16 protein-coding genes are annotated in these 18,692 nt (G+C 70.1%); 5 read left to right on the top strand and 11 right to left on the bottom strand.

Annotation, left to right across the window (positions count from 1 at the left end; translation table 11 throughout):
- Positions 1-19: 19 nt before the first annotated feature.
- Complete coding sequence (locus ACT53O_RS11570) at positions 20-535, bottom strand: tetratricopeptide repeat protein (protein ID WP_036314981.1); 516 nt, start codon at positions 533-535, stop codon at positions 20-22.
- Positions 536-663: 128 nt separating this feature from the next.
- Between ACT53O_RS11570 and moaA the strand changes: the two genes are divergently transcribed.
- A complete protein-coding gene (moaA, locus tag ACT53O_RS11565) occupies positions 664-1,722 on the top strand; it encodes a GTP 3',8-cyclase MoaA (protein WP_476152518.1) in 1,059 nt (352 codons plus the stop codon).
- Between the two features lie 2 nt (positions 1,723-1,724).
- Here moaA and cydC read toward each other — a convergent pair whose 3' ends face one another.
- The 5 genes from cydC to ACT53O_RS11540 all read right to left on the bottom strand — a co-directional run bounded on the left by cydC (position 1,725) and on the right by ACT53O_RS11540 (position 8,403).
- Positions 1,725-3,404 carry a thiol reductant ABC exporter subunit CydC gene (gene cydC / locus ACT53O_RS11560; protein WP_476152516.1) on the bottom strand — a complete coding sequence of 560 codons (1,680 nt, stop codon included), beginning with the start codon at positions 3,402-3,404 and terminating at the stop codon, positions 1,725-1,727.
- Positions 3,401-5,071: a thiol reductant ABC exporter subunit CydD gene (gene cydD, locus ACT53O_RS11555; RefSeq protein ID WP_476152514.1), complete on the bottom strand. Its 1,671-nt coding sequence runs from the start codon at positions 5,069-5,071 to the stop codon at positions 3,401-3,403. The genes cydC and cydD overlap by 4 nt, the downstream gene beginning before the upstream one ends.
- 119 nt (positions 5,072-5,190) lie before the next feature.
- The gene (gene cydB / locus ACT53O_RS11550; RefSeq protein WP_294977948.1) at positions 5,191-6,225 is read right to left on the bottom strand and encodes a cytochrome d ubiquinol oxidase subunit II; all 1,035 of its coding nucleotides are present in this window, start codon (positions 6,223-6,225) and stop codon (positions 5,191-5,193) included.
- 8 nt (positions 6,226-6,233) lie between these two features.
- The gene (locus ACT53O_RS11545) at positions 6,234-7,679 is read right to left on the bottom strand and encodes a cytochrome ubiquinol oxidase subunit I (RefSeq protein WP_039411509.1); all 1,446 of its coding nucleotides are present in this window, start codon (positions 7,677-7,679) and stop codon (positions 6,234-6,236) included.
- Positions 7,680-7,779: 100 nt separating this feature from the next.
- Positions 7,780-8,403, bottom strand: coding sequence for an ArsR family transcriptional regulator (locus tag ACT53O_RS11540; RefSeq protein ID WP_061682653.1), 624 nt, complete (start codon positions 8,401-8,403; stop codon positions 7,780-7,782).
- Positions 8,404-8,628: 225 nt separating this feature from the next.
- Here ACT53O_RS11540 and ACT53O_RS11535 point away from each other — a divergent pair, with 225 nt between their 5' ends.
- A complete protein-coding gene (locus ACT53O_RS11535) occupies positions 8,629-11,454 on the top strand; it encodes a lamin tail domain-containing protein (RefSeq protein WP_476152511.1) in 2,826 nt (941 codons plus the stop codon).
- A 9-nt stretch (positions 11,455-11,463) separates the two neighbouring features.
- Positions 11,464-12,768, top strand: a complete 1,305-nt coding sequence (locus ACT53O_RS11530; protein WP_347417606.1) for an alpha/beta hydrolase — start codon at positions 11,464-11,466, stop codon at positions 12,766-12,768.
- Between the two features lie 265 nt (positions 12,769-13,033).
- Here ACT53O_RS11530 and ACT53O_RS11525 read toward each other — a convergent pair whose 3' ends face one another.
- From ACT53O_RS11525 to ACT53O_RS11505, 5 genes are all read right to left on the bottom strand, one after another.
- A complete protein-coding gene (locus ACT53O_RS11525) occupies positions 13,034-13,966 on the bottom strand; it encodes an extracellular catalytic domain type 1 short-chain-length polyhydroxyalkanoate depolymerase (protein ID WP_476152509.1) in 933 nt (310 codons plus the stop codon).
- 22 nt (positions 13,967-13,988) lie between these two features.
- Positions 13,989-14,633, bottom strand: a complete 645-nt coding sequence (locus ACT53O_RS11520) for a dihydrofolate reductase family protein (RefSeq protein WP_476152507.1) — start codon at positions 14,631-14,633, stop codon at positions 13,989-13,991.
- 168 nt (positions 14,634-14,801) lie between these two features.
- Positions 14,802-15,833: an LLM class flavin-dependent oxidoreductase gene (locus tag ACT53O_RS11515; protein WP_135949454.1), complete on the bottom strand. Its 1,032-nt coding sequence runs from the start codon at positions 15,831-15,833 to the stop codon at positions 14,802-14,804.
- Positions 15,834-15,878: 45 nt separating this feature from the next.
- Positions 15,879-16,370 (bottom strand): FBP domain-containing protein, encoded by a 492-nt coding sequence (locus ACT53O_RS11510; protein ID WP_135949453.1) that lies wholly within the window; start codon positions 16,368-16,370, stop codon positions 15,879-15,881.
- Between the two features lie 184 nt (positions 16,371-16,554).
- Complete coding sequence (locus ACT53O_RS11505; protein ID WP_476152504.1) at positions 16,555-16,887, bottom strand: hypothetical protein; 333 nt, start codon at positions 16,885-16,887, stop codon at positions 16,555-16,557.
- A gap of 56 nt (positions 16,888-16,943) precedes the next feature.
- Between ACT53O_RS11505 and ACT53O_RS11500 the strand changes: the two genes are divergently transcribed.
- Positions 16,944-17,894 carry an aldo/keto reductase gene (locus tag ACT53O_RS11500; RefSeq protein WP_476152502.1) on the top strand — a complete coding sequence of 317 codons (951 nt, stop codon included), beginning with the start codon at positions 16,944-16,946 and terminating at the stop codon, positions 17,892-17,894.
- Between the two features lie 20 nt (positions 17,895-17,914).
- Positions 17,915-18,661 carry a sulfurtransferase gene (locus ACT53O_RS11495; RefSeq protein WP_476152500.1) on the top strand — a complete coding sequence of 249 codons (747 nt, stop codon included), beginning with the start codon at positions 17,915-17,917 and terminating at the stop codon, positions 18,659-18,661.
- Positions 18,662-18,692: the final 31 nt, after the last annotated feature.

Genomic DNA, 18,692 nt, shown 5'->3' with positions numbered 1-18,692 from the left:
CGCCGGCGGCGTGCTGGTGTCACGTCTCGGTGTCGATAGCGGTGTCGAGGTGTCGCAGGAAGTCGGCGTTTGCCCGCAGAGCCGGGCGATAGCGATCCAGTTCCGTCGCCGGCGCGTGCGCGGCGATGACGTCGAGCAACTCGGCGAAGGCGGCGTGGACCTGGCCGGCGGCATGTCGGCTGAGGGCCTGGAAGACGGCGAGGGAGATCGCGTCGGGAAACTCGCGGCGTGCGTCGGCGAACACCCGGAGGGAGTCGTCGAGCCGGTCGAGGTTGCGCAGCGTACTGGCGTACTGCAAGAGGCATCGGCGGCGGACGTCGCCGGTGAGGCCTGCTTCGAGCGCGCGTGGATACAGAGCCGCGGCCGCACTCTCGTCGCCGGCGGTGTCATATGCCCCCGCGAGCTCGTACAGAACGCGCGCGTGCTCGGGATGCCGCGCGTGGATCTCCTCGAGCGCCGCGACCGTCGGCGCCATGTCATCGCGATCTCGTGCCGCGAAGATACGGTCCAACTCGTCGTCGAGGCTCTCACTCATCCACCGATCCTCTCAGAACGGTGGGGCGCGTCCGGCGAGCCGTGCGCGAGCGTGCGGCGATCCGTCTGCTCGGCGGGCGAAATCCGCCATTCGGCCTTCCCCCTCCATTCGCCGGGTAGCCTCGGACCATGCCCGCCGTCCCGCTCACCCTGCGTACGGGACGCGCCGCATCAGCGCTGCCGACGGCCCCCGGCGCGCCGCTCGTCGACCGTTTCGGCCGCGTGCACCGCGATTTGCGGATCTCGCTGACCGATCGCTGCTCCCTGCGCTGCACGTACTGCATGCCCGAGCAGGGCAACGAATGGCTCGCGCGCACGAGCATCCTCTCCACGGACGAGATCGTGCGCGTCGCGCGCATCGCCGCGGCATCCGGGATCTCCACGTTCCGACTCACGGGAGGCGAGCCGCTGCTGCGCGCCGACATCGTCGAGGTCGTGCGACGGCTCGCCGCGGTCGAAGGCCCCGACGGGCCGGTCGACATTGCCCTCACGACGAACGGCATCCGTCTCGGCGACGTACTGCCCGTCCTCATCGACGTCGGTCTGCGCCGCCTCAACATCTCGATCGACACCCTCGACCGCGACCGCTTCCGCGACCTCACCCGCCGCGACCGCCTCGACGAGGTCGTGGCAGGCATCGCCGCGGCATCCGCGTCGGGACTGCGCCCCCTCAAGCTCAACGCGGTCGCGATGCGCGGAATCAACGACGACGAACTCGTCGACCTCGTCGCCTTCGCGCTCGATCACGGCGCCGAGATGCGCTTCATCGAGCAGATGCCGCTGGATGCCGGGCACACGTGGGACCGCACACGCATGGTGACCCGCGAGGAGATCCTGGCAGCGCTCTCGACCCGGTGGCACCTCGAGCCCGTCCCCGGCCGCGGCGACGCACCCGCGGAGCGCTTCCTGCTCGATGGCGGGCCGGCCTCCGTCGGCGTGATCGCCTCGGTGACGGCGCCGTTCTGCGGCGCCTGCGACCGCCTGCGGCTCACCGCCGACGGGCAGCTGCGCAACTGCCTGTTCTCCAACGACGAGTACGACCTCATGCCGCTGCTGCGTGCGGGCGCCGACGACGTCGCGATCGACGCGCTGTTGCACGAGTGCATCGCCGGCAAGCTTCCGGGACATGCGATCGATGACCCGTCGTTCCTGCAGCCGGCGCGCGGGATGAACGCGATCGGCGGCTGAACTCAGTCTTCGATGCGCCCGCCGGTCAGCCGCACCGTGCGGTCGACGAGGCCGGCGGGAACGTCCACGTGCGAGATCAGCACGACGGCACGATCCGGACCGACCGCCCCGAGCAGGTCGGCCAGCAGCGCGTCGGACGCGTCGACGTCGACACCGGCGGTCGGCTCATCGAGCACGAGCACGGGGAAGCCGTGCAGCAGAGCCCGGGCCAGCGCGATGCGCTGGGCCTGCCCGCCCGACACGAGCGCCCCGCGTTCGCCGACTCGCGCGTCCAGGCCGCCGCGCGCGCTCAGCCAGTCACCGAGGCCCACGCGGTGCAGCACCGCCTCCAGCTCGGCATCCGTCGCCGTGTCACGGGCGAACAGGAGGTTCTGCCGGATGTCCTCGTCGAAAAGCATGGGCTGCTGTTCGCACAGACCCACCGTCTCACGGACGGTGTCGGGGTCGAGGTCGTGCACATCGACCCCGCCGATCGTGTACCGGCCGGCGCTCGTCTCCAAGAAGCGCACGAGGACGTGCGCCGCCGTGGTCTTGCCGGCGCCGCTGGAGCCCACGACCAGGATCCGCTCGCCCGGGGCGACCGTCAGATCCACCGCCTGCAGGGCGTCGTCAGCGGCTCCCGGCCAGCGCGCCGCGACGCCCTGCAGGACGAGGCCATCGCCGAGCGCGACGGCTTCGCGTGCGTGACCATCGTCATCGTGAGCGACCTCGGGCGGGATGCCCGCCGGAGTCTCGCCCGGCAGGGCTTCGGCGATCCGGGTGGCCGCGGCGCGTACCTGTCGCCATGATGACGCCGCGGCCGGAACCGCGGTGAAGACCTCGAACACGGCCATCGGCACGAGCACGGCCACGGCGAAGGCGGGGGCGGTGATCGTGCCGTCGCCGAGTGCCGGAACGGAGGCCAGGACGGCGACGACGGAGGCCGCGCCGGCCAGTACTGACACGACGGCGGTGGAGCCCGCCTGCGCCCCGGCGCGGCGGGTCACCGCCCGCCGCAGGGCATCGTCCGCCGCGGCGATGCGCCGCGCGCTCTGATCGTCGGCGCCGTACGCGGCGAGGACGTCCAGGCTTGCGAGGTGATCGAGCACGGCGTCGGCGAGACCGGCGCGCAAAGGCGCGATGGAACGCTCCGCGCGGGAGCCGGCGACCCATCCCCAGCCGACCGCCACGATGGCCGCCACGACGAGGCAGGCGAGGAGCGTGAGCGCCGCGGGCCACCAGACGATGCCGACGAGCACGACGGCGCCGAGGGCCACCGCCGCCGACGATACGAGAGGCAGCACGACGCGCAGCGGCAGGTTCTGCAGCTCGTCCACATCGTCGACGAGCGCTCCGAGCACCGAGCCGCGCCGGGTGCGGGTCAGCCCGTCCGGGGCGAGCGGAATGAGCCGGCGCACCAGATCGGTGCGGGTCACCGCGAGCTGGCGCAGGGCCGCATCGTGGCTCGCGAGTCGCTCCGTGTAGCGGAAGGCGGCCCGACTGAGTGCGAAGGCGCGCACGCCCACGACGGCTGCCGACAGGTACATCACCGGAGGCTGCTCACTGGCACGGACGATCAGCCACGCGCTGCAGGCGAGCAGCGCGACCGCCGAGGCCTCCGAGAGGAAGCCCGCTGCGGCGCCCGGCCAGAATCGTCGCAACGACGGCATCGCCCGGCGCAGTACGTCCGTCGTGGTGGTCATGCGCCGACCTCCGCTCGCGTCGCCGACAGCGTCACGACGCGGTCGGCGATCTCGCGCGCGCTGCGTCGGTGCGAGATCAGAAGCACCGTGGCGCCGTCGTCGGCGAGCCCGCGGATGCCGTGCCACAGGGCCGCCTCCGTCGCGGCATCCAGTGCGGAGCTCGGCTCGTCGAGGGCGATGACCGGCGCACGGCCGCGGAGGTGGCGGAACACGGCGCGCGCCACCGCCAGCCGCTGGGCCTGCCCGCCCGACACGCCGGCGCCCTGGACGCCGAGGTCCTGATCCGGATCGAGGGCGTCGGCCTGTGCGACGGCGAGGGCACGCCGCACCAGATCGCGGCGTGACGCGGCATCCGTCTCGTCGTCGCCGAGCGCGACGTTCTCGGCGATCGTGCCGCCGATCAGGCCCGGGTGCTGGCCCGCCCAGGCGAGCCACGTCGCGGGGGAGAGGGTGTCGACGGGCGTGTCGTTCAGTCGTGCGTCGCCGTCGAAGGCCACCGCGCCGCGCAACGCGGCGAACACGCTGGACTTGCCGGCGCCGCTCGGGCCCTCGATCAGTGTCACGGTGCCGGGCTCGGCCACGAGATCGACGGCGGGCAGGAGCAGATCGCCCCGCCGCACCCTCAGGCCGCGCAGCACGAGGCGCGCCGGACCGGATGATGCCGCGACTCCGCGCCGTGCGTGCGCCGATCCGGCGGCGCGCGCCTCATCGAGCACCGCGAAGACGTCCTCGGTCGCCGCGACGCCCTCTGCCGCGGCATGGAACTGCACGCCCACCTGGCGAAGCGGAAGGTAGGCCTCAGGCGCCAGCAGCAGCACGAACAGGCCGACGGCCAGCGCCAGCGACCCGTCTACCAGCCGGAAGCCGATCGACACGGCCACGATCGCCACCGAGATCGACGCCAGCAGTTCGAGCGCGAATCCCGACAGGAACGACACGCGCAGCACCCGCATCGTCTCGACCCGGTATGTCTCGGTGACCTTCTCGATGGACCGGACGGCGCGGTGCTGACGCCCGAAGACCTTGAGTGTCGACAGGCCCTGGACCGTATCGGCGAAGCGGGCGGCCAGACGCCCCAGAGTGCGCCACTGCTTCTGCTGCACCGTTCGCGTCGCGAGGCCGATCAGCACCATGAACAACGGGATCAGGGGGAGGGTGAGCAACACCGTGAGGCCGGAGATCCAGTCCTGCCACCACATCACGGCGACCAGTACCGGGGTCGCGATGACGGTGAGCACGAGCTGTGGCAGATAGCGTCCGAAGTACGCGTCCAGCGCCTCCAGCCCGCGTCCGGCGGTCACGGCGAGCTGGGCGGAGTTGCGTCCGGCGAGCCATCCCGGACCCAGGATGCCGACGGCATCCACGAGCTGCGCGCGCAGCTGCGCCTGCACGCGCGCGGCGGCGCGCGCCGAGAGGGCTTCGCGCGCCCAGAGCAGCAGCGCACGGGCGACGATGACGGCGGCCAGCGCGGTCAGCAGTGCGGTCAGCTCGGCCCACGGCATCCCGTCGATCGCGCGCGTGATCGCGCGCGTCAGCAGCCACGCGAACGCGACGACGACCGCGGTCTGCAGCACGCCGATCACCGCGATCGCGGCGAAGAACGCCCGTGATGCCGACGCGTAGCGCACCAGTCGCGGGTCGACGGGCCGCACGCGTGTGTCTGCCATCCTTCGATCCTGCCTCATCCTTCATCCCCCGCGAGCCGCCATCACACGGCCGAGCCGCCACGTTCCGGCCGGCCGAAGCATGTCGGCTCGAATAGAATGTGGCGGCTCGGCGGTGAGTGTCAGTGGGCTGCGGTCAGCTCCGCCTTCTCGATCGTCGTGCGGGTGATCCGCTTGCGGAAGATCCAGTACGTCCACGCCTGGTAGGCGAGCACGAGCGGCAGGAAGATGAGCGCGGCCCACGACATGATCTGCAGCGTCATCGGCGTGCTGGACGCATTCGAGATGGTCAGGCTGAAGGCGTCATCGGTCGTCGACGGCATGACGTAGGGGAACAGAGCCAGCCACAGGGTGAGCACGGCGAATACGATCGTGACCGCCCCGGCCGCGAACGCCTTGCCGTCGCGGTCGGCGATGTTGAACCACACCGACAGCAGCAGCGCGACCGCGGCGATCACACCGCAGGCGATGACCGCCCACAGCAGCGGGGCGCCGCGACCGGCGGCGAGGAAGATCGTCCAGGCCACGGTTCCGGCCGCGAAGATCACGGTCGGGATCGCGAGCTTCTTGCCGAGCGACTGCGCGTCGTGGTGCACCTGACCGTCGGTCTTCAGGCCCACGAAGTAGACGCCGTGCAGGAAGAACAGCAGCAGCGTCGTCACGCCGACCCAGAGCCCGTAGGGGTTCAGGAGCGTGAGGAGCGAGCCGGTGAAGTTCTTGTCGGCGTCGATCGGCACGCCCTGCACGATGTTCGCGACCGCGACGCCCCACAGCAGCGCGGGCACCGCGGAGCCGATCGTGATCATCCAGTCGAAACGGCGCTTCCATCGCAGGTCGTCGCGCTGGTGGCGGTACTCGAACGAGACGCCGCGCGCGATCAGCGCGAGCAGGATGAGCAGCAGGGGGAGATAGAAGCCGCTGAACAGCGTGGCGTACCACTCCGGAAAGGCTGCGAACAGGCAGGCGCCCGCGACGATGACCCAGGTCTCGTTGAGGTCCCAGATCGGTCCGATCGTGTTGATCACCTGGCGTCGCGACACCTCGTCCTTGCCGAGGAAGGGCAGCGACATGCCGACACCGAAGTCGAAGCCGTCGAGCACGAAGTAGCCGACGAACAGCACTCCGACGATGAAGAACCAGAGGTAGGCGAGGTCCATGTCAGCTCCTAGTACACCGTGGACGGGGTCTGATCGACCGGGACATCGGACGGGTCGGGGTCATCGGGTCCGGGCAGGGGCTGCGGACCCTCCTTGACCGTCTTGACGATGAGGCCGAACTCGACGACCGCGAGGATCGCGTAGATCGCGGTGAAGGCGATCAGCGAGATCAGGACGGTCCAGCCGGGCACGTTCGGCGAGACGCCGTCCTGCGTGAGCATGAGACCGAACACGATCCAGGGCTGACGTCCCATCTCGGTGAAGATCCAGCCGACGAGGATGCCGAGCAGGGCCAGCGGCGCCTGCCAGACGGCGAGCCGCCACATCCAGCCGGCGACCGGGCGCTTCGCGTTCTTGCGGGTGACCCAGAGGCCCGCGGCCGCGATCGCGGTGGACAGCAGGCCGAAGCCCATCATCCAGCGGAAGGCCCAGTAGGTGACCCACAGGACGGGCGCGAAGTTGCCGCCGACCTGATCGGCGAACTGCGGGAACATCTGCGTCGTGTACAGCTGGTTGAGGTCGTTGATGCCCTCGACGCAGCCGTTGAAGTCGTGGGTCGACAGGAACGCGAGCACGTACGGAACGCGCAGCGACCACACTTCACCGGTGCCGTCGGGGGTGCCGATCGAGAAGATCGAGAAGGAGGCATTGGCCCCGCAGGCCGAGTTGAACATCGCCTCGGCGGCAGCCATCTTCATCGGCTGCGTCTGGACCATCACGAGTCCCAGCTGGTCGCCGGACAGGAACACCGCGACGAAACCGATGATCATCGCCCACAGGCCGAACTTCAGCGCCGGGCGCAGCATCTCGATGTTCTGCTTGCGGGCGAGGTGCCAGGCGGATGCCGCGATCACGACACCGGCGGAGAACATGATCGCCGCGGAGATGGTGTGCGGGAACTGCGTCAGTGCGACCGGGTTGGTCAGCACCTGCCAGAAGTCGGCCATTTCGGCGCGGTGACCCGCGGCCGACATCTGGTAGCCCTTCGGGTTCTGCATGAAGGCGTTGGCCGCGAGGATGAAGTACGCCGACAGCCAGGTGCCGACGACCGTCATCCAGATGGTGAGCAGGTGGATGCGCCGGGGGAGCTTGTTCCACCCGAAGATCCACAGACCGATGAACGTGGCCTCGAAGAAGAAGGCCATGAGGCCCTCGAAGGCGAGAGGCGCTCCGAAGACGTCGCCGACGAAGCGGGAGTAGCTCGACCAGTTCATGCCGAACTGGAACTCCTGCACGATGCCGGTGACGATGCCCATCGCGAAGTTGATCAGGAAGATCTTCCCGAAGAAGCGCGTCAGGTGCAGCCACTTCACGTCACCGGTGCGGTGCCACACCGTCTGGAAGATGGCGACGAACAGCGACATGCCGAGCGTGAGCGGCACGAAGATGAAGTGGTACAGGGTCGTGAGGCCGAACTGCCAGCGTGCCAGCAGTAGCGGGTCCAGGAAGTCCATCGTCATCCTTCCGAGGGCGGGAGTCTTCTTCGAGACTGAAGCTACACAGGGATTTCCCAGCCGCAGGCGCCCTGGGCCGTGAAAAAGAAAGGCGTTCTGATCAGGCCGTGGCGCCGGCGAACATCAGCTGGACGACGCACTCGCGCGGGTCGCACGAGGGGCGCATGTCGTCGACGGCGAGCGGCCCACCGGCGGCGCTGAGCACGCTCTGCATGAGCCCCAGGTGCACGCGGCAGAGCACTTCGCGATGCTCGGCCTGCGAAGACGCGTGTGCGCAGGGGGTGAGGTCGACCGTGAGCTCGCGCTCATCGACGAGGGGATCGAAGCCGGCGTCGATCAGGTCTTCCACGAGGGCGTCGACCTGGTGGAGGGCTTCGGTGTCCAGCTCGGGGGCGGCCCCCGGCAGCACGCGACGCATCAGATCGCCCCGCTCTGCGGCGGCGCGCACCTTGCGGCGCTGGATGGGGCTGGAGGCGAGGATGCCGTCGGCCGCACTGTAGAGGACTCGGGGGCGGCCGCGAGTGGTGCGGTGCTCCGCCGCCGACACGACGTAGCCCTCGTCGATCAGGCGCTGCAGATGCTCGCGCACGGTGTTCGGGTGCAGGCCCGTCGCCTCGACGATCTCGGTGATCGTGCGACGCGGCTGCTCCTGGACGAGGTGCAGGATCTCGACACGTGAATAGCTGGAAATGGCGCTGTACCCAACCGGGCGACCTGTGGTCATACCTCACATTATTCACGGTGTCGCTCGTGTGCGCCACCCCCGATCTGCGGGGGGTTTCTTCCGGCGGGGCGGAAGGCGGTCCGATGGGTGGAAACGCGGGCGTCGGCATCCGTTCACCTGCCGTCGATGCGGCGTTCTCCCGCACCCGCAAACGTCGGCAGAGTCGCCGTCGCGGCGGCCCCGCCGACCCTCTCATCGAGCGTTCGTCTCGAGTCTGGAGCCGACTTGTCCTCCTCGTCTTCGTGTCTGCGCCTGATCGCGCTGCTGACCGCCGGACTCGCCTGTCTGTCAGCGGGCATCGCCGTCGCCCTCCCCGCTGCCGCCGTGCCGACGCCCGCGGGGGTCGTGATCAACGAGATCGAGTCCGACGACGGCAAGAACCCCGACTGGATCGAACTGGTCAACACCTCGAGCGCCCCGGTGGACATCTCCGGCTGGATCCTCAAGGACGACGACGACAGTCGCACCGATGCGGTTCCGGCGGGAACCACGCTCGCGCCCGGCGCCTTCTACGTGTTCACCGCCCCGGCGATGTCGTTCGGACTCGGCAAAGCAGATGCGGCACGTCTGTTCCGTCCCGATGGCACAACACTCGTCGACTCGTACACGTGGACGGCTCACGCGACGGTGACCTACGGCCGGTGCCCGGACGGCGTCGGTGGGTTCTCGCAGACCACGACGGCGACGCGGGGCGCGTCCAATGCCTGCGGCGCGGCGACCCCGACTCCCACCCCGACCCCCTCGCCGACGAGCGCGGTGCCGCCGTCCGGCGCCGTGGTCGTGAACGAGGTCGAGTCCAACGGCGGTGACCCCGACGACTGGTTCGAGCTCTTCAACACGACGAACGCCGCGATCGATCTCACCGGCTTCGAGGTGCGCGATGACGGCGACGCCTCGGACCACCGCTATGACCTGCCGTCGGGCTCGATCCTGCCCGCGCGGGGCTTCCTGGTCGTGCAGAAGAGCGTCGGCTCCGCCGCCGGGTTCCCGTTCGGGCTCGGCAGTGCCGACAAGGTGCGCCTGTTCGCGCCGGATCGCACGACGCTCGTCGCCGAGGCGGCATGGGCGGCTCACGCTGCGACGACGCTCGGTCGCTGCCCCGACGGCACCGGCGAGCTGCGGGAGACGGCCGCGGCGACCAAGGGGGCGGCCAACGCGTGCGGTGTGCCCGTGGCGATCAACGAGGTCGAGTCCAACGGCGGCAGCCCCGATGACTGGATCGAGCTCGTCAACCGCTCCAACGCCGAGATCTCGGTCGCGGGCCTGGTCGTCACCGACTCCGAGATCACGAAGAACCGCTACACGATCCCGTCGGGCACGACGATTGCGGCCAAGGGCCACCTCGTCCTCGAGAAGGCGGCGTTCGGTTTCGGTCTGGGCGGGGCCGACGCGGTCCACCTCTTCGACAGCGACGGTGTCACCGAACTCGATGCGACATCGTGGACCGCACACGCCGCCACCACCTGGGGGCGCTGCCCCGACGCCACGGGCTCGTTCGGTGAGACCGTGGAATCCACCCCGGGCTCTGTGAACGCCTGCACCGCAGATGCACCCACCGCCGAGGTGTGGCCGGGCGGTGCGAGCGTGCGGGTGCTCGATGCCAAGAACGAGTACCCCGACGCGAACCTCAGCGGGCTCGATGTCGCGGACGGCGCACTGTGGGCGGTGGAGAACGGCCGCGGCCGGCTTCACCGCATCGTCCCGCAGGGCGATGGGTGGGTGCAGGCCGCGGGCTGGGCCGACGGCAAGGCGCTGCACTACCCGAACGGGTCGGGACGGGTGGATGCCGAGGCGGTCACCGCGGTCGGCGACGCCGTGTACGTGGGCAGCGAACGCGACAACGACAACAACAAGGTCAGCCGCCCCGCGGTGCTGCGCTATCAGCCCTCGACGTCGGCGAGCGAACTCGTCGCGACGGCCGAGTGGAACCTCGCCGCCGATCTGCCGGGACTCGGAGCCAACGCGGGCATCGAGGGTCTGACCTGGATTTCGGACGCATGGCTGACCGCTCGCGGGTTCGTCGATGCGACGACGGGCGCCGCGTACGTCCCGACGCGCTACCCCGGCCACGGTGACGGTCTGTTCTTCGTCGGCGTCGAGGGGACGGCGGCGGTCTATGCCTATGCCCTGGCCGCCGACGGCGGATTCTCACGCATCGCCACGATCCCCTCGCCGTTCCCGATCGTCGCGGAGGTGCAGTTCTCCGACGATCGCCTCTGGATCGTCTGCGACGACGCGTGCGACGGCCGCATCGCGACCTTCGAGATCACCCCGCCGTCTGCCGGCACGGCGGGCGGCACATTCCGCCAGACGCATCTGTACGCACGCCCGGCGCAGACCGCGAACGTCGCGAACGAAGGGTTCGCCATCGGTGATACTTGCGTCGACGGCGTCGCGGAGACCTTCTACGCCGACGATGCGCGTACCGACGGCTTCTCGCTGCGCAGCGGCACGATCGCCTGCACCGCCGGCTCTTCCACGCCCACACCGCAGCCGACCCCGCAGCCGACCCCGACCGTCACACCGACATCCGCTCCCACGCCGCTGCCGTCGCCGACCCTCGCCCTGACCGCCGGCGCGACGACGCCCGTCCCTCCCGCCGCATCCGCGCTGACCGGTGCGAACCGGGGCGGGCTGAGTGGTCCGGCGTCCGCGCTGCCCGGCCAGACGGTCACGATCACCGTTCCGGCGGCGCTGCCCGGCCAGACGGTAGACATCTGGATGTTCTCGACCCCCGTCCACCTCGGTGCGGCGACCGTCACGGCGGCGCACACGGTGTCGGCGGCCCTGCCGCTGACGGCGTCGGCGGGTGTCCACCGCCTGGTCGTGACCGATGCCGCCGGAGCAGTACTCGGCTGGACGGAGATCACGGTGAACGCATCCGCGCTGGCGAGCACGGGCTCCGACGCGCAGTCGCTTCCGACGCTCGTCACGTTCGCGCTGATCGCGCTGCTCGCGGGTCTCGGCGCGCTGCACAGGCGCAGCCGCCGGCGACGAGTCGGGGAGATCTCTCCCGCGGCGCTCAGCGATGGCCAAGGTGTGTCGCCCTAGAGTCGGTGCATGCAGATCTGGCAGTTGCCGATCATCGATGGCGCTGTCCCGATCATCGTCTACACGATCGCGGGAGCGTTCCTCCTGGTCGTGCTCGTGCGCCGCTGGAACAGGCGCAGCATCCTGTGGGCCGCGGGCGGCGCGATCGTCGGGGCCGGGCTCGGCGTGGCGCTCGTGCACATCGTCGACCGGATGCAGCTGTTCGGGACGGCGCCTCTGCCGGTCTTCGTCGTGCAGTGGGCCGCCGGCGCCCTGGCCGCCTCGGGAGGGGCCCTCGCCGCGATGGTCGGCGCGCGGTGGTGGCGGCGGATCGTTTCCGCCCTCGCCGTGGTGGCGTTCCTGCTCGCCGCGACGATCGGCATCAACGCCGGCTTCGGCCTGAACCCCACCTTGGCGACGCTGTTCGGCGTATCAGGCTACGACCGGCTCGATCTGCCCGATGTCGGGCCGACCTCCGGGGTTCCGACCGTTCCGCTGGCTCAATCCTTCGTGCCGCCTGCCGGGATGCCGGCCAAGGGGTCGCGCGGCACCCAGATCATCCCTGCGACGGCATCCGGGTTCGCGGCGCGCCCCGCGGGTCTCTATCTTCCCCCGGCGGCGCTCGTCGCCAACGCCCCGGCCCTCCCGTTGGTCATCATGATGATGGGCCATCCCGGAAACCCCGACCCGACCGCGATCAGTGACGTGCTCGACGAGTTCGCTGCGCGCAACCACGGCCTGGCGCCGATCGTGATCGTCGCCGACCAGGTCGGATCCGCCAACGCCGACACTGCGTGCGCCGATTCCGCGGCGCTCGGTCGGGCGCGCACCTATGTGACGCAGGACGTCGTCGCATGGGCCAAGACGCACCTGCACATCATCGACGACCCCGCCTTCTGGACCATCGCCGGATATTCCAACGGAGGAGGGTGTGCGATCTCGTTCGGGGCCGACTATCCGACGATGTGGAAGAACATCCTCGACATCTCGGGCGAGCCCTTTCCGGGATCAGAGCAGGTCGCCAACATCACCAAGACCGTGTACGGCGGCAGCGGCGCGGCGTTCGAGGCTTCCAAGCCCGTCAACATCCTGGCGGCTGCTCCGGCCGGGACGTATGCCGGGATGACCGCGGTGTTCACGGCGGGATCGGCCGACCCCGCCTACATGGCGCACGCCGACACCGTGGCCGAGGCCGCGCGAAAGGCGGGGATGACCGTCACCCGGTACGACATCCCGGGGGTCGGGCACACGGGAGACGCGTTGAAGCTCGGCCTGGTCGAGGGATTCACCGTGCTCTATCCCGTCCTCGGCCTCTCGGTCGGCACCACGCCTTAACGAGCTGTTGACTTCTCGTCAAGACTGACTTCCTCAAGATTTGCGCAAGATCCATGCGTTCCGAGTGGTCGGTGCGCCCGTCCAAAGCGTTCCATTCACTCGAATGTGGAGGTCAGCGCAAGATTGGCTGTATTCGCTGGGCGTGCGCGGCTCGGGGACGTAGCGTCGTGGGTACGCGATCCGGCGCCCGAAGCCGGACAGCGACACGATGAAGGCGATCGTCGGTCTGGGGGGATGCGACGGTCGCCTTCATCGTCCTGCTCGCTCAGCCGGATGCCGCTCGCCGGTGCGCGTCGAAGAACGACCACAGCTGCGCGGTGGCGTCCCATCCGCGGTACACCTGCTCGCCCTGCGGCGTGGATCCGCCGTCGGGCGAGGGCCATTCGTGGCCGTACCCGGCGATGCTGACCAGCTGCACCGCGCGGGAATCGGGGCAGGCCGCCGTCTCGGTGCTCAGCGGCGGTGCCGAGGTGGTGACGTCCTCGTCGCACGACGCCGCGCGCGCCCAGAGCGTGTGCACATCCTGCTGTGCGGCGGCGTCGATCCGGGCGGTGCCGACGGTGGACGCACCGCCCTCGTAGAGCACACGGGTGTCGTCCACGCCGTGAACGGCGATCACCGAGATCGGGGCGGGAGCCGCGCATTCCAGCCCGACCGGCATCGTTCCCGACACGGGGCCGATCGCGGCGAACAGCGTCGTCTGGCACGCGAGTCGGTAGGCCATCATTGCGCCGTTGGACATGCCGGCGCCGAAGACGGCCCCGGTATCGATCGAAACCCGCTTCTGCACGTCGGTGACGGCCGCAGCGATGAACGCCACGTCGTCGGTGCCGTCGCGGGCGGGCCGCCCGCAGCATCCCCCACCTGCGTTCCAGGCCCGGCCATCGCCGTCCGGGTAGAGGATGACGACGCCGTGCTCGTCGGCGATCCGGTCCCACCCGTACGACGCCTCGGCCTGCTGCGCCGACCCGTAGCCACCGTGCAGCATCACGACGAGTGCCGCCGGCGCGGAGAGGTGAGCGGGCACGTACAGCCGATACGACCGGTCGTGGCCGCCGACGGTGAGGCGATGCTCCGAGCTTCCGGGGGCGCTGACGCCGGCCGTGGAGAGCGCAGGCGGGTCGAACCGAGAGCCGGCGCACGCGGTGAGGCTCGCCATGATCGCGAGCAGTGCGATGACGGCGATCGCCCGGCGCATCCGCGGCTGCCTTCCCGATGCCTCAGCGGCGGAACGTGAGGTGGGTCACGCCGCTTTCGGCTGCCTCGGCGCGCACCTCGTACCCGTTCTCCAGGCCGCGCAGGTCGTCCCAGAGGCGGATGCCGCGCCCCAGGATGATGGGCACGACAGCGACGTGCAGCTCGTCGACCAGGCCGGCATCGAGGAAGGAGCGCGCCGTCCTGGCGCCCCCGCCGATACGGATGTCACCCCCGGCGGCGACGGCGCGCGCCTGGGCGAGGGCATCCTCGGCTGACGCATCGATGAAGCGGAAGCTCGTGCCGTTGGCCATCTCGATGGACGGCCGCGGCGTGTGGGTGAGCACGAACACGGGCACGCGGAACGGCGGCTCGTCCCCCCACCATCCCCGCCAGTCGGGGTCGTCGCCGTGCTCGTGCAGGCCGAACATGCCCGCGCCCATGATCTCGGCGCCGAGGTCGGCGAAGTAGCGCTGCGCATACTCGTCGTCGACGCCGGTGGTCCCCGCGCCCGTGTCGTCGTGCAGCACGCGCTCCCGGAACGTTCGCGTCGCGGTGTAGTCGCGGGTCAGGCGCCCCCAATCGTCACCGAAAGGGTTCTCCGGGGTCTGATCGGTCGTCGTCGCGAATCCGTCGAGGGAGATGTTCAGGTCCAGGCGCACACGGCTCATGACGACCAGCGTCGGTCATCGTCAGCCTCCGCGCAAGGTCGCCCCGGCGCTCGCCCCGCGCGCATCGGATTCGGATCTGCGCACCGGATGCGGATGCCGCGGCATCCACGGTCCGCATCCGTTGCGCATCTCCGAATCTGCGTGTGCGAAACCCCCGCGAGCGACGGGTCAGGCCGACGCGAGGGTGGACTGCCAGCCGAGGGCGGGCGCGACGTGCGTCGCGAACGACTCGACGATGCGGAGGTTGAACTCCACGCCCAACTGGCTGGGGATGGTGAGCATCAAGGTGTCGGCGGACATGACCGCGGCGTCCTGGAGCAGCTGCTCGACGAGCACGTCGGGCGCGGCGGCATACGTCTTGCCGAACGTCGAACGGAAGCCGTCGATGTAGCCGATGCCGTCGCCCTCCTGACTGTGGCCGAAGTACAGCTCGTCCTCGGCGGTCGTGATCGGGAACACCGATCGGCTCACCGAGACCCGCGGCGTGCCGGCGTGGCCCGCCTGCGCCCAGGCGGCGCGGAAACGATCGATCTGCTCGGCCTGCAGAATGTCGAACGGGCGCCCGTCGGCCTCGGTGACGAGGGTCGAGGACATCAGGTTCAGTCCCGTGCGTCCCGCCCACTCGGCCGTGTCGCGCGAGCCCGCGCCCCACCAGACGCGCGAGCGCAGACCCGGCGCGTGCGGCTCGATGCGCTGCAGTCCGTGACCGCCGCCGAAAGGCGAGTTGGCGTCGCGCTCGGCCAGGCCCTCGCCGTCGATCGCGCGCAGGAACAGGTCCATGTGCTCGCGTGCGAGGTCGGCGCCGCGCGGGTCGGATGCCGTGTAGCCGAACTTCTCGTAGCCGCGCACGACCGTCTCGGGTGACCCACGGCTGACGCCGAGCGCGAGCCGACCGTCGGAGATGAGGTCGACCGCGGCCGCCTCCTCGGCGAGGTACAGCGGGTTCTCGTAGCGCATGTCGATGACGCCGGTGCCGACCTCGATCCGCTTCGTCTTCGCGGCCATCGCCGCCAGCAGCGGCATCGGGGCGGCTTGCTGGCGGGCGAAGTGGTGCACCCGCACCGCGACACCGTTGACACCGAGATCGTCCATGCCCTGCGCGAGATCGATCGCCTGGTGCAGCATGTCGCCGGCGGTCAGCTCGCGACCGCCGCCGAGCGGGCCGTAGTGGCCGAACGAGAGAGTTCCGAAACGTTGCATGATGATGACAACGCTACGCTTCCGATATCCATTCCGCTGAATGGGTCAACGGCCGTCGCGGACGCTGCGCACGAAGGCCTCGACGTTCTCGCGCAACGCGGCGATGCGCGTCGCGCGCGCGGCCTCGACGTCGAACCCGATGTATGCCGACGCGGGGCGGCGTCGCACGTTCTCATTGCATTGGAAGCGGTCGCAGGCGAGCGTGCCGACCGTGTCACCGCGCCGTCCGGCGTCGCCGACGCGCCTGGCCGTGAACAGCAGCACGTCGTTGGGCAGATGGATGTCGTTGCACCACGAGCACTGCGCGCGATTCTTCGGTCGAGCGTCGGCCTGTCGCAGCAACAGCCCGGTCGGTTCCCCGTCGAGTTCGACGACGACGTAGCCCACCAGCGCGAGCTTGCGGTCGCGTGCGCCGTAGAACTGCAGCGCGTCCCAGGGTGTGTCGGAGACGCCGTTCGGGAGGGTGAGGCTGCGGCGCTCGGACTGCGTGACGTTGATGAGCGATGCGCGGATCTGCGCTTCGGTGAGTGCGTGCATGAGCATGCCTTTCGTGAGGTCGTATGAGCGGATGCCCTGGCGGCATCCGTGAAGCGAGGTCGACGGTCGGCGCCGGGCGCGTCTGACACGCGGCTCACGGCGCCGAGGCGACCTCACCTCTCATCGGCGAAGAGCTCGCCGATGACCTCCCTCTGGCCCGCACGTCGGGGGCCGTTCCCGATACTCACCCCTCCAGGCTACGCCTCTGGTCTGCGGTGGTGGCGCGCGGGGGCCGAAGGCCGGTCTCGATCACGATGCGACCGTCCGCGATCACGCCCGGGCCGTCACCGGGAATCGGGGCGGGAGCGGGAGTGATCTGCTCGGCTTCCCACACCGCCTGCGCCTCTGCCGCGCTCGGACGCCAGACCTCGTCGAACCCGAAGGAGCTGCCGGACGGCCGAGAGACGGCCTCGCCTCGCCGGCGTCGGCGCGCCGTGTCCCAGGCATACCAGCAGAACCACAATGGTGCCGCGCTGAGGATCACCAGGAAGAACCACATCACGGCAGCCCCGATCATGACGTCAGCGTAAGACCCGGGGAACACCTCCGCCACGGCGGTGGTTGGATCGAGGCATGACCCGCATCGCGCACACCGACATCGACGTCTTCCCCCTCGCCCTCGGCGGCAACGTGTTCGGCTGGACGGCCGACCGCGAGGAGTCCTTCCGGATCCTCGACGCGTTCCACGCCGGCGGCGGCACCTTCATCGACACCGCCGACTCCTACAGCGCCTGGGCGCCGGGACACACCGGAGGCGAGAGCGAGACGATCATCGGCGCATGGCTCGCCGAGCGCGGCCACACCGACGTCACGGTGGCCACCAAGGTCAGCCAGCACCCGCAGTTCAAGGGCCTCGCGGCATCCACCGTCCGTGCCGCCGCGGAGGCTTCGCTGGAGCGGCTGGGCGTCGAGTCGATCGACCTGTACTACGCGCACTTCGACGACGCCGACACGCCCCTGGAGGAGACGGTCGCGGCCTTCGGCCAGCTCGTGTCCGACGGTCTCGTCCGCTACACCGCCGTGTCGAACTACTCCGCCGACCGCATTCGCGAGTGGGTGCGCATCGCCCGCGAGCTGGGCGTCGCCGAACCCGTCGCCATCCAGCCCCACTACAACCTCGTGCACCGCGAGACCGAGAACGACATCGTGCCGGTCGCCGAGGAGTTCGGCCTGTCTCTGGTGCCGTACTTCTCGCTCGCGAAGGGCTTCCTGACGGGCAAGTACCGTTCCACGGATGCCGCCGCGCACGACACCCCCCGCGCGCAGGGAGCGGCCGTGTACGCCACCCCCCAGGGGCTTCAGATCATCCAGGTGCTCGAGCGGATCGGCGCCGCGCACGACGTGTCGATCGCCGCGACCGCCCTCGGCTGGCTGCGCGCGAAGCCGACCGTCGTCGCCCCGATCGCGTCGGCCTCGAAGCTGTCGCAGGTCGCCGACCTTCTCGACGGCGGCCGCGTCGAGCTGACGGCCGACGAGGTGGCCGAGCTCGACGAGGTCTCGGAGTGGGCTCCGACCGACATGTGAGCGCGCCGTAGGCTCGAACGGTGTCTGCCGCTCCCGCCGTGCTCAATGTCTCCGCCTACCTGTTCACCCATCTGACGGATGCCGCGCAGCTGCGCGGGCCGATGTGGGAGCGTGCGGTCGCGGCGGGTCTGAAGGGGACGATCATCCTCGCCGAAGAAGGGATCAATCTCTTCTTGGCGGGTGCGGCGGAGCCGTTGCGCGCCTACCTCGACGAGCTTCGCGCCGACCCTCGCTTCGCCCCGCTGCGGGCTACCGAGAGCTGGTCTTCCGCGCAGCCGTTTCGCAAGATGCTGGTGAAGCTCAAGCGGGAGATCATCCGGATGGACCGCCCGACGATCCGCCCGGCAGAGGGGCGCGCTCCGGCAGTCTCGCCGGAGACGCTGCGCCGCTGGCTCGATCAGGGGCACGACGACGCGGGCCGCGAGGTCGTCATGCTCGACACCCGCAACGCCTTCGAGGTCGACGACGGTGCCTTCGAAGGGGCCTTGGACTGGCGGCTGGAGCGTTTCACGCAGTTTCCGGATGCCGTCGCCGCACATCGTGGCGAGCTGCGCAACAAGACGGTCGTCAGCTACTGCACCGGCGGCATCCGGTGCGAGAAGGCTGCGCTCGTCCTTCGCGAGGAGGGCATCGAGGCCTGGCAGCTCGATGGCGGCATCCTGGGGTGGTTCGCTGCGCAGGGGCAGGCGCACTACCGCGGCGACTGCTTCGTGTTCGATGAGCGCGTCGCCGTCGACAGTGCACTCGCACCGGCCACGGCGGGCTGAGGGCGGCACGGGCAGCGGCGCGTGTCCGTGA

It is taken from the genome of Microbacterium sp. DMC48, from assembly GCF_056313825.1.
The sequence above is the reverse complement of the archived record's forward strand: the minus strand, read 5'-3'. Positions and strand labels throughout refer to the sequence as shown.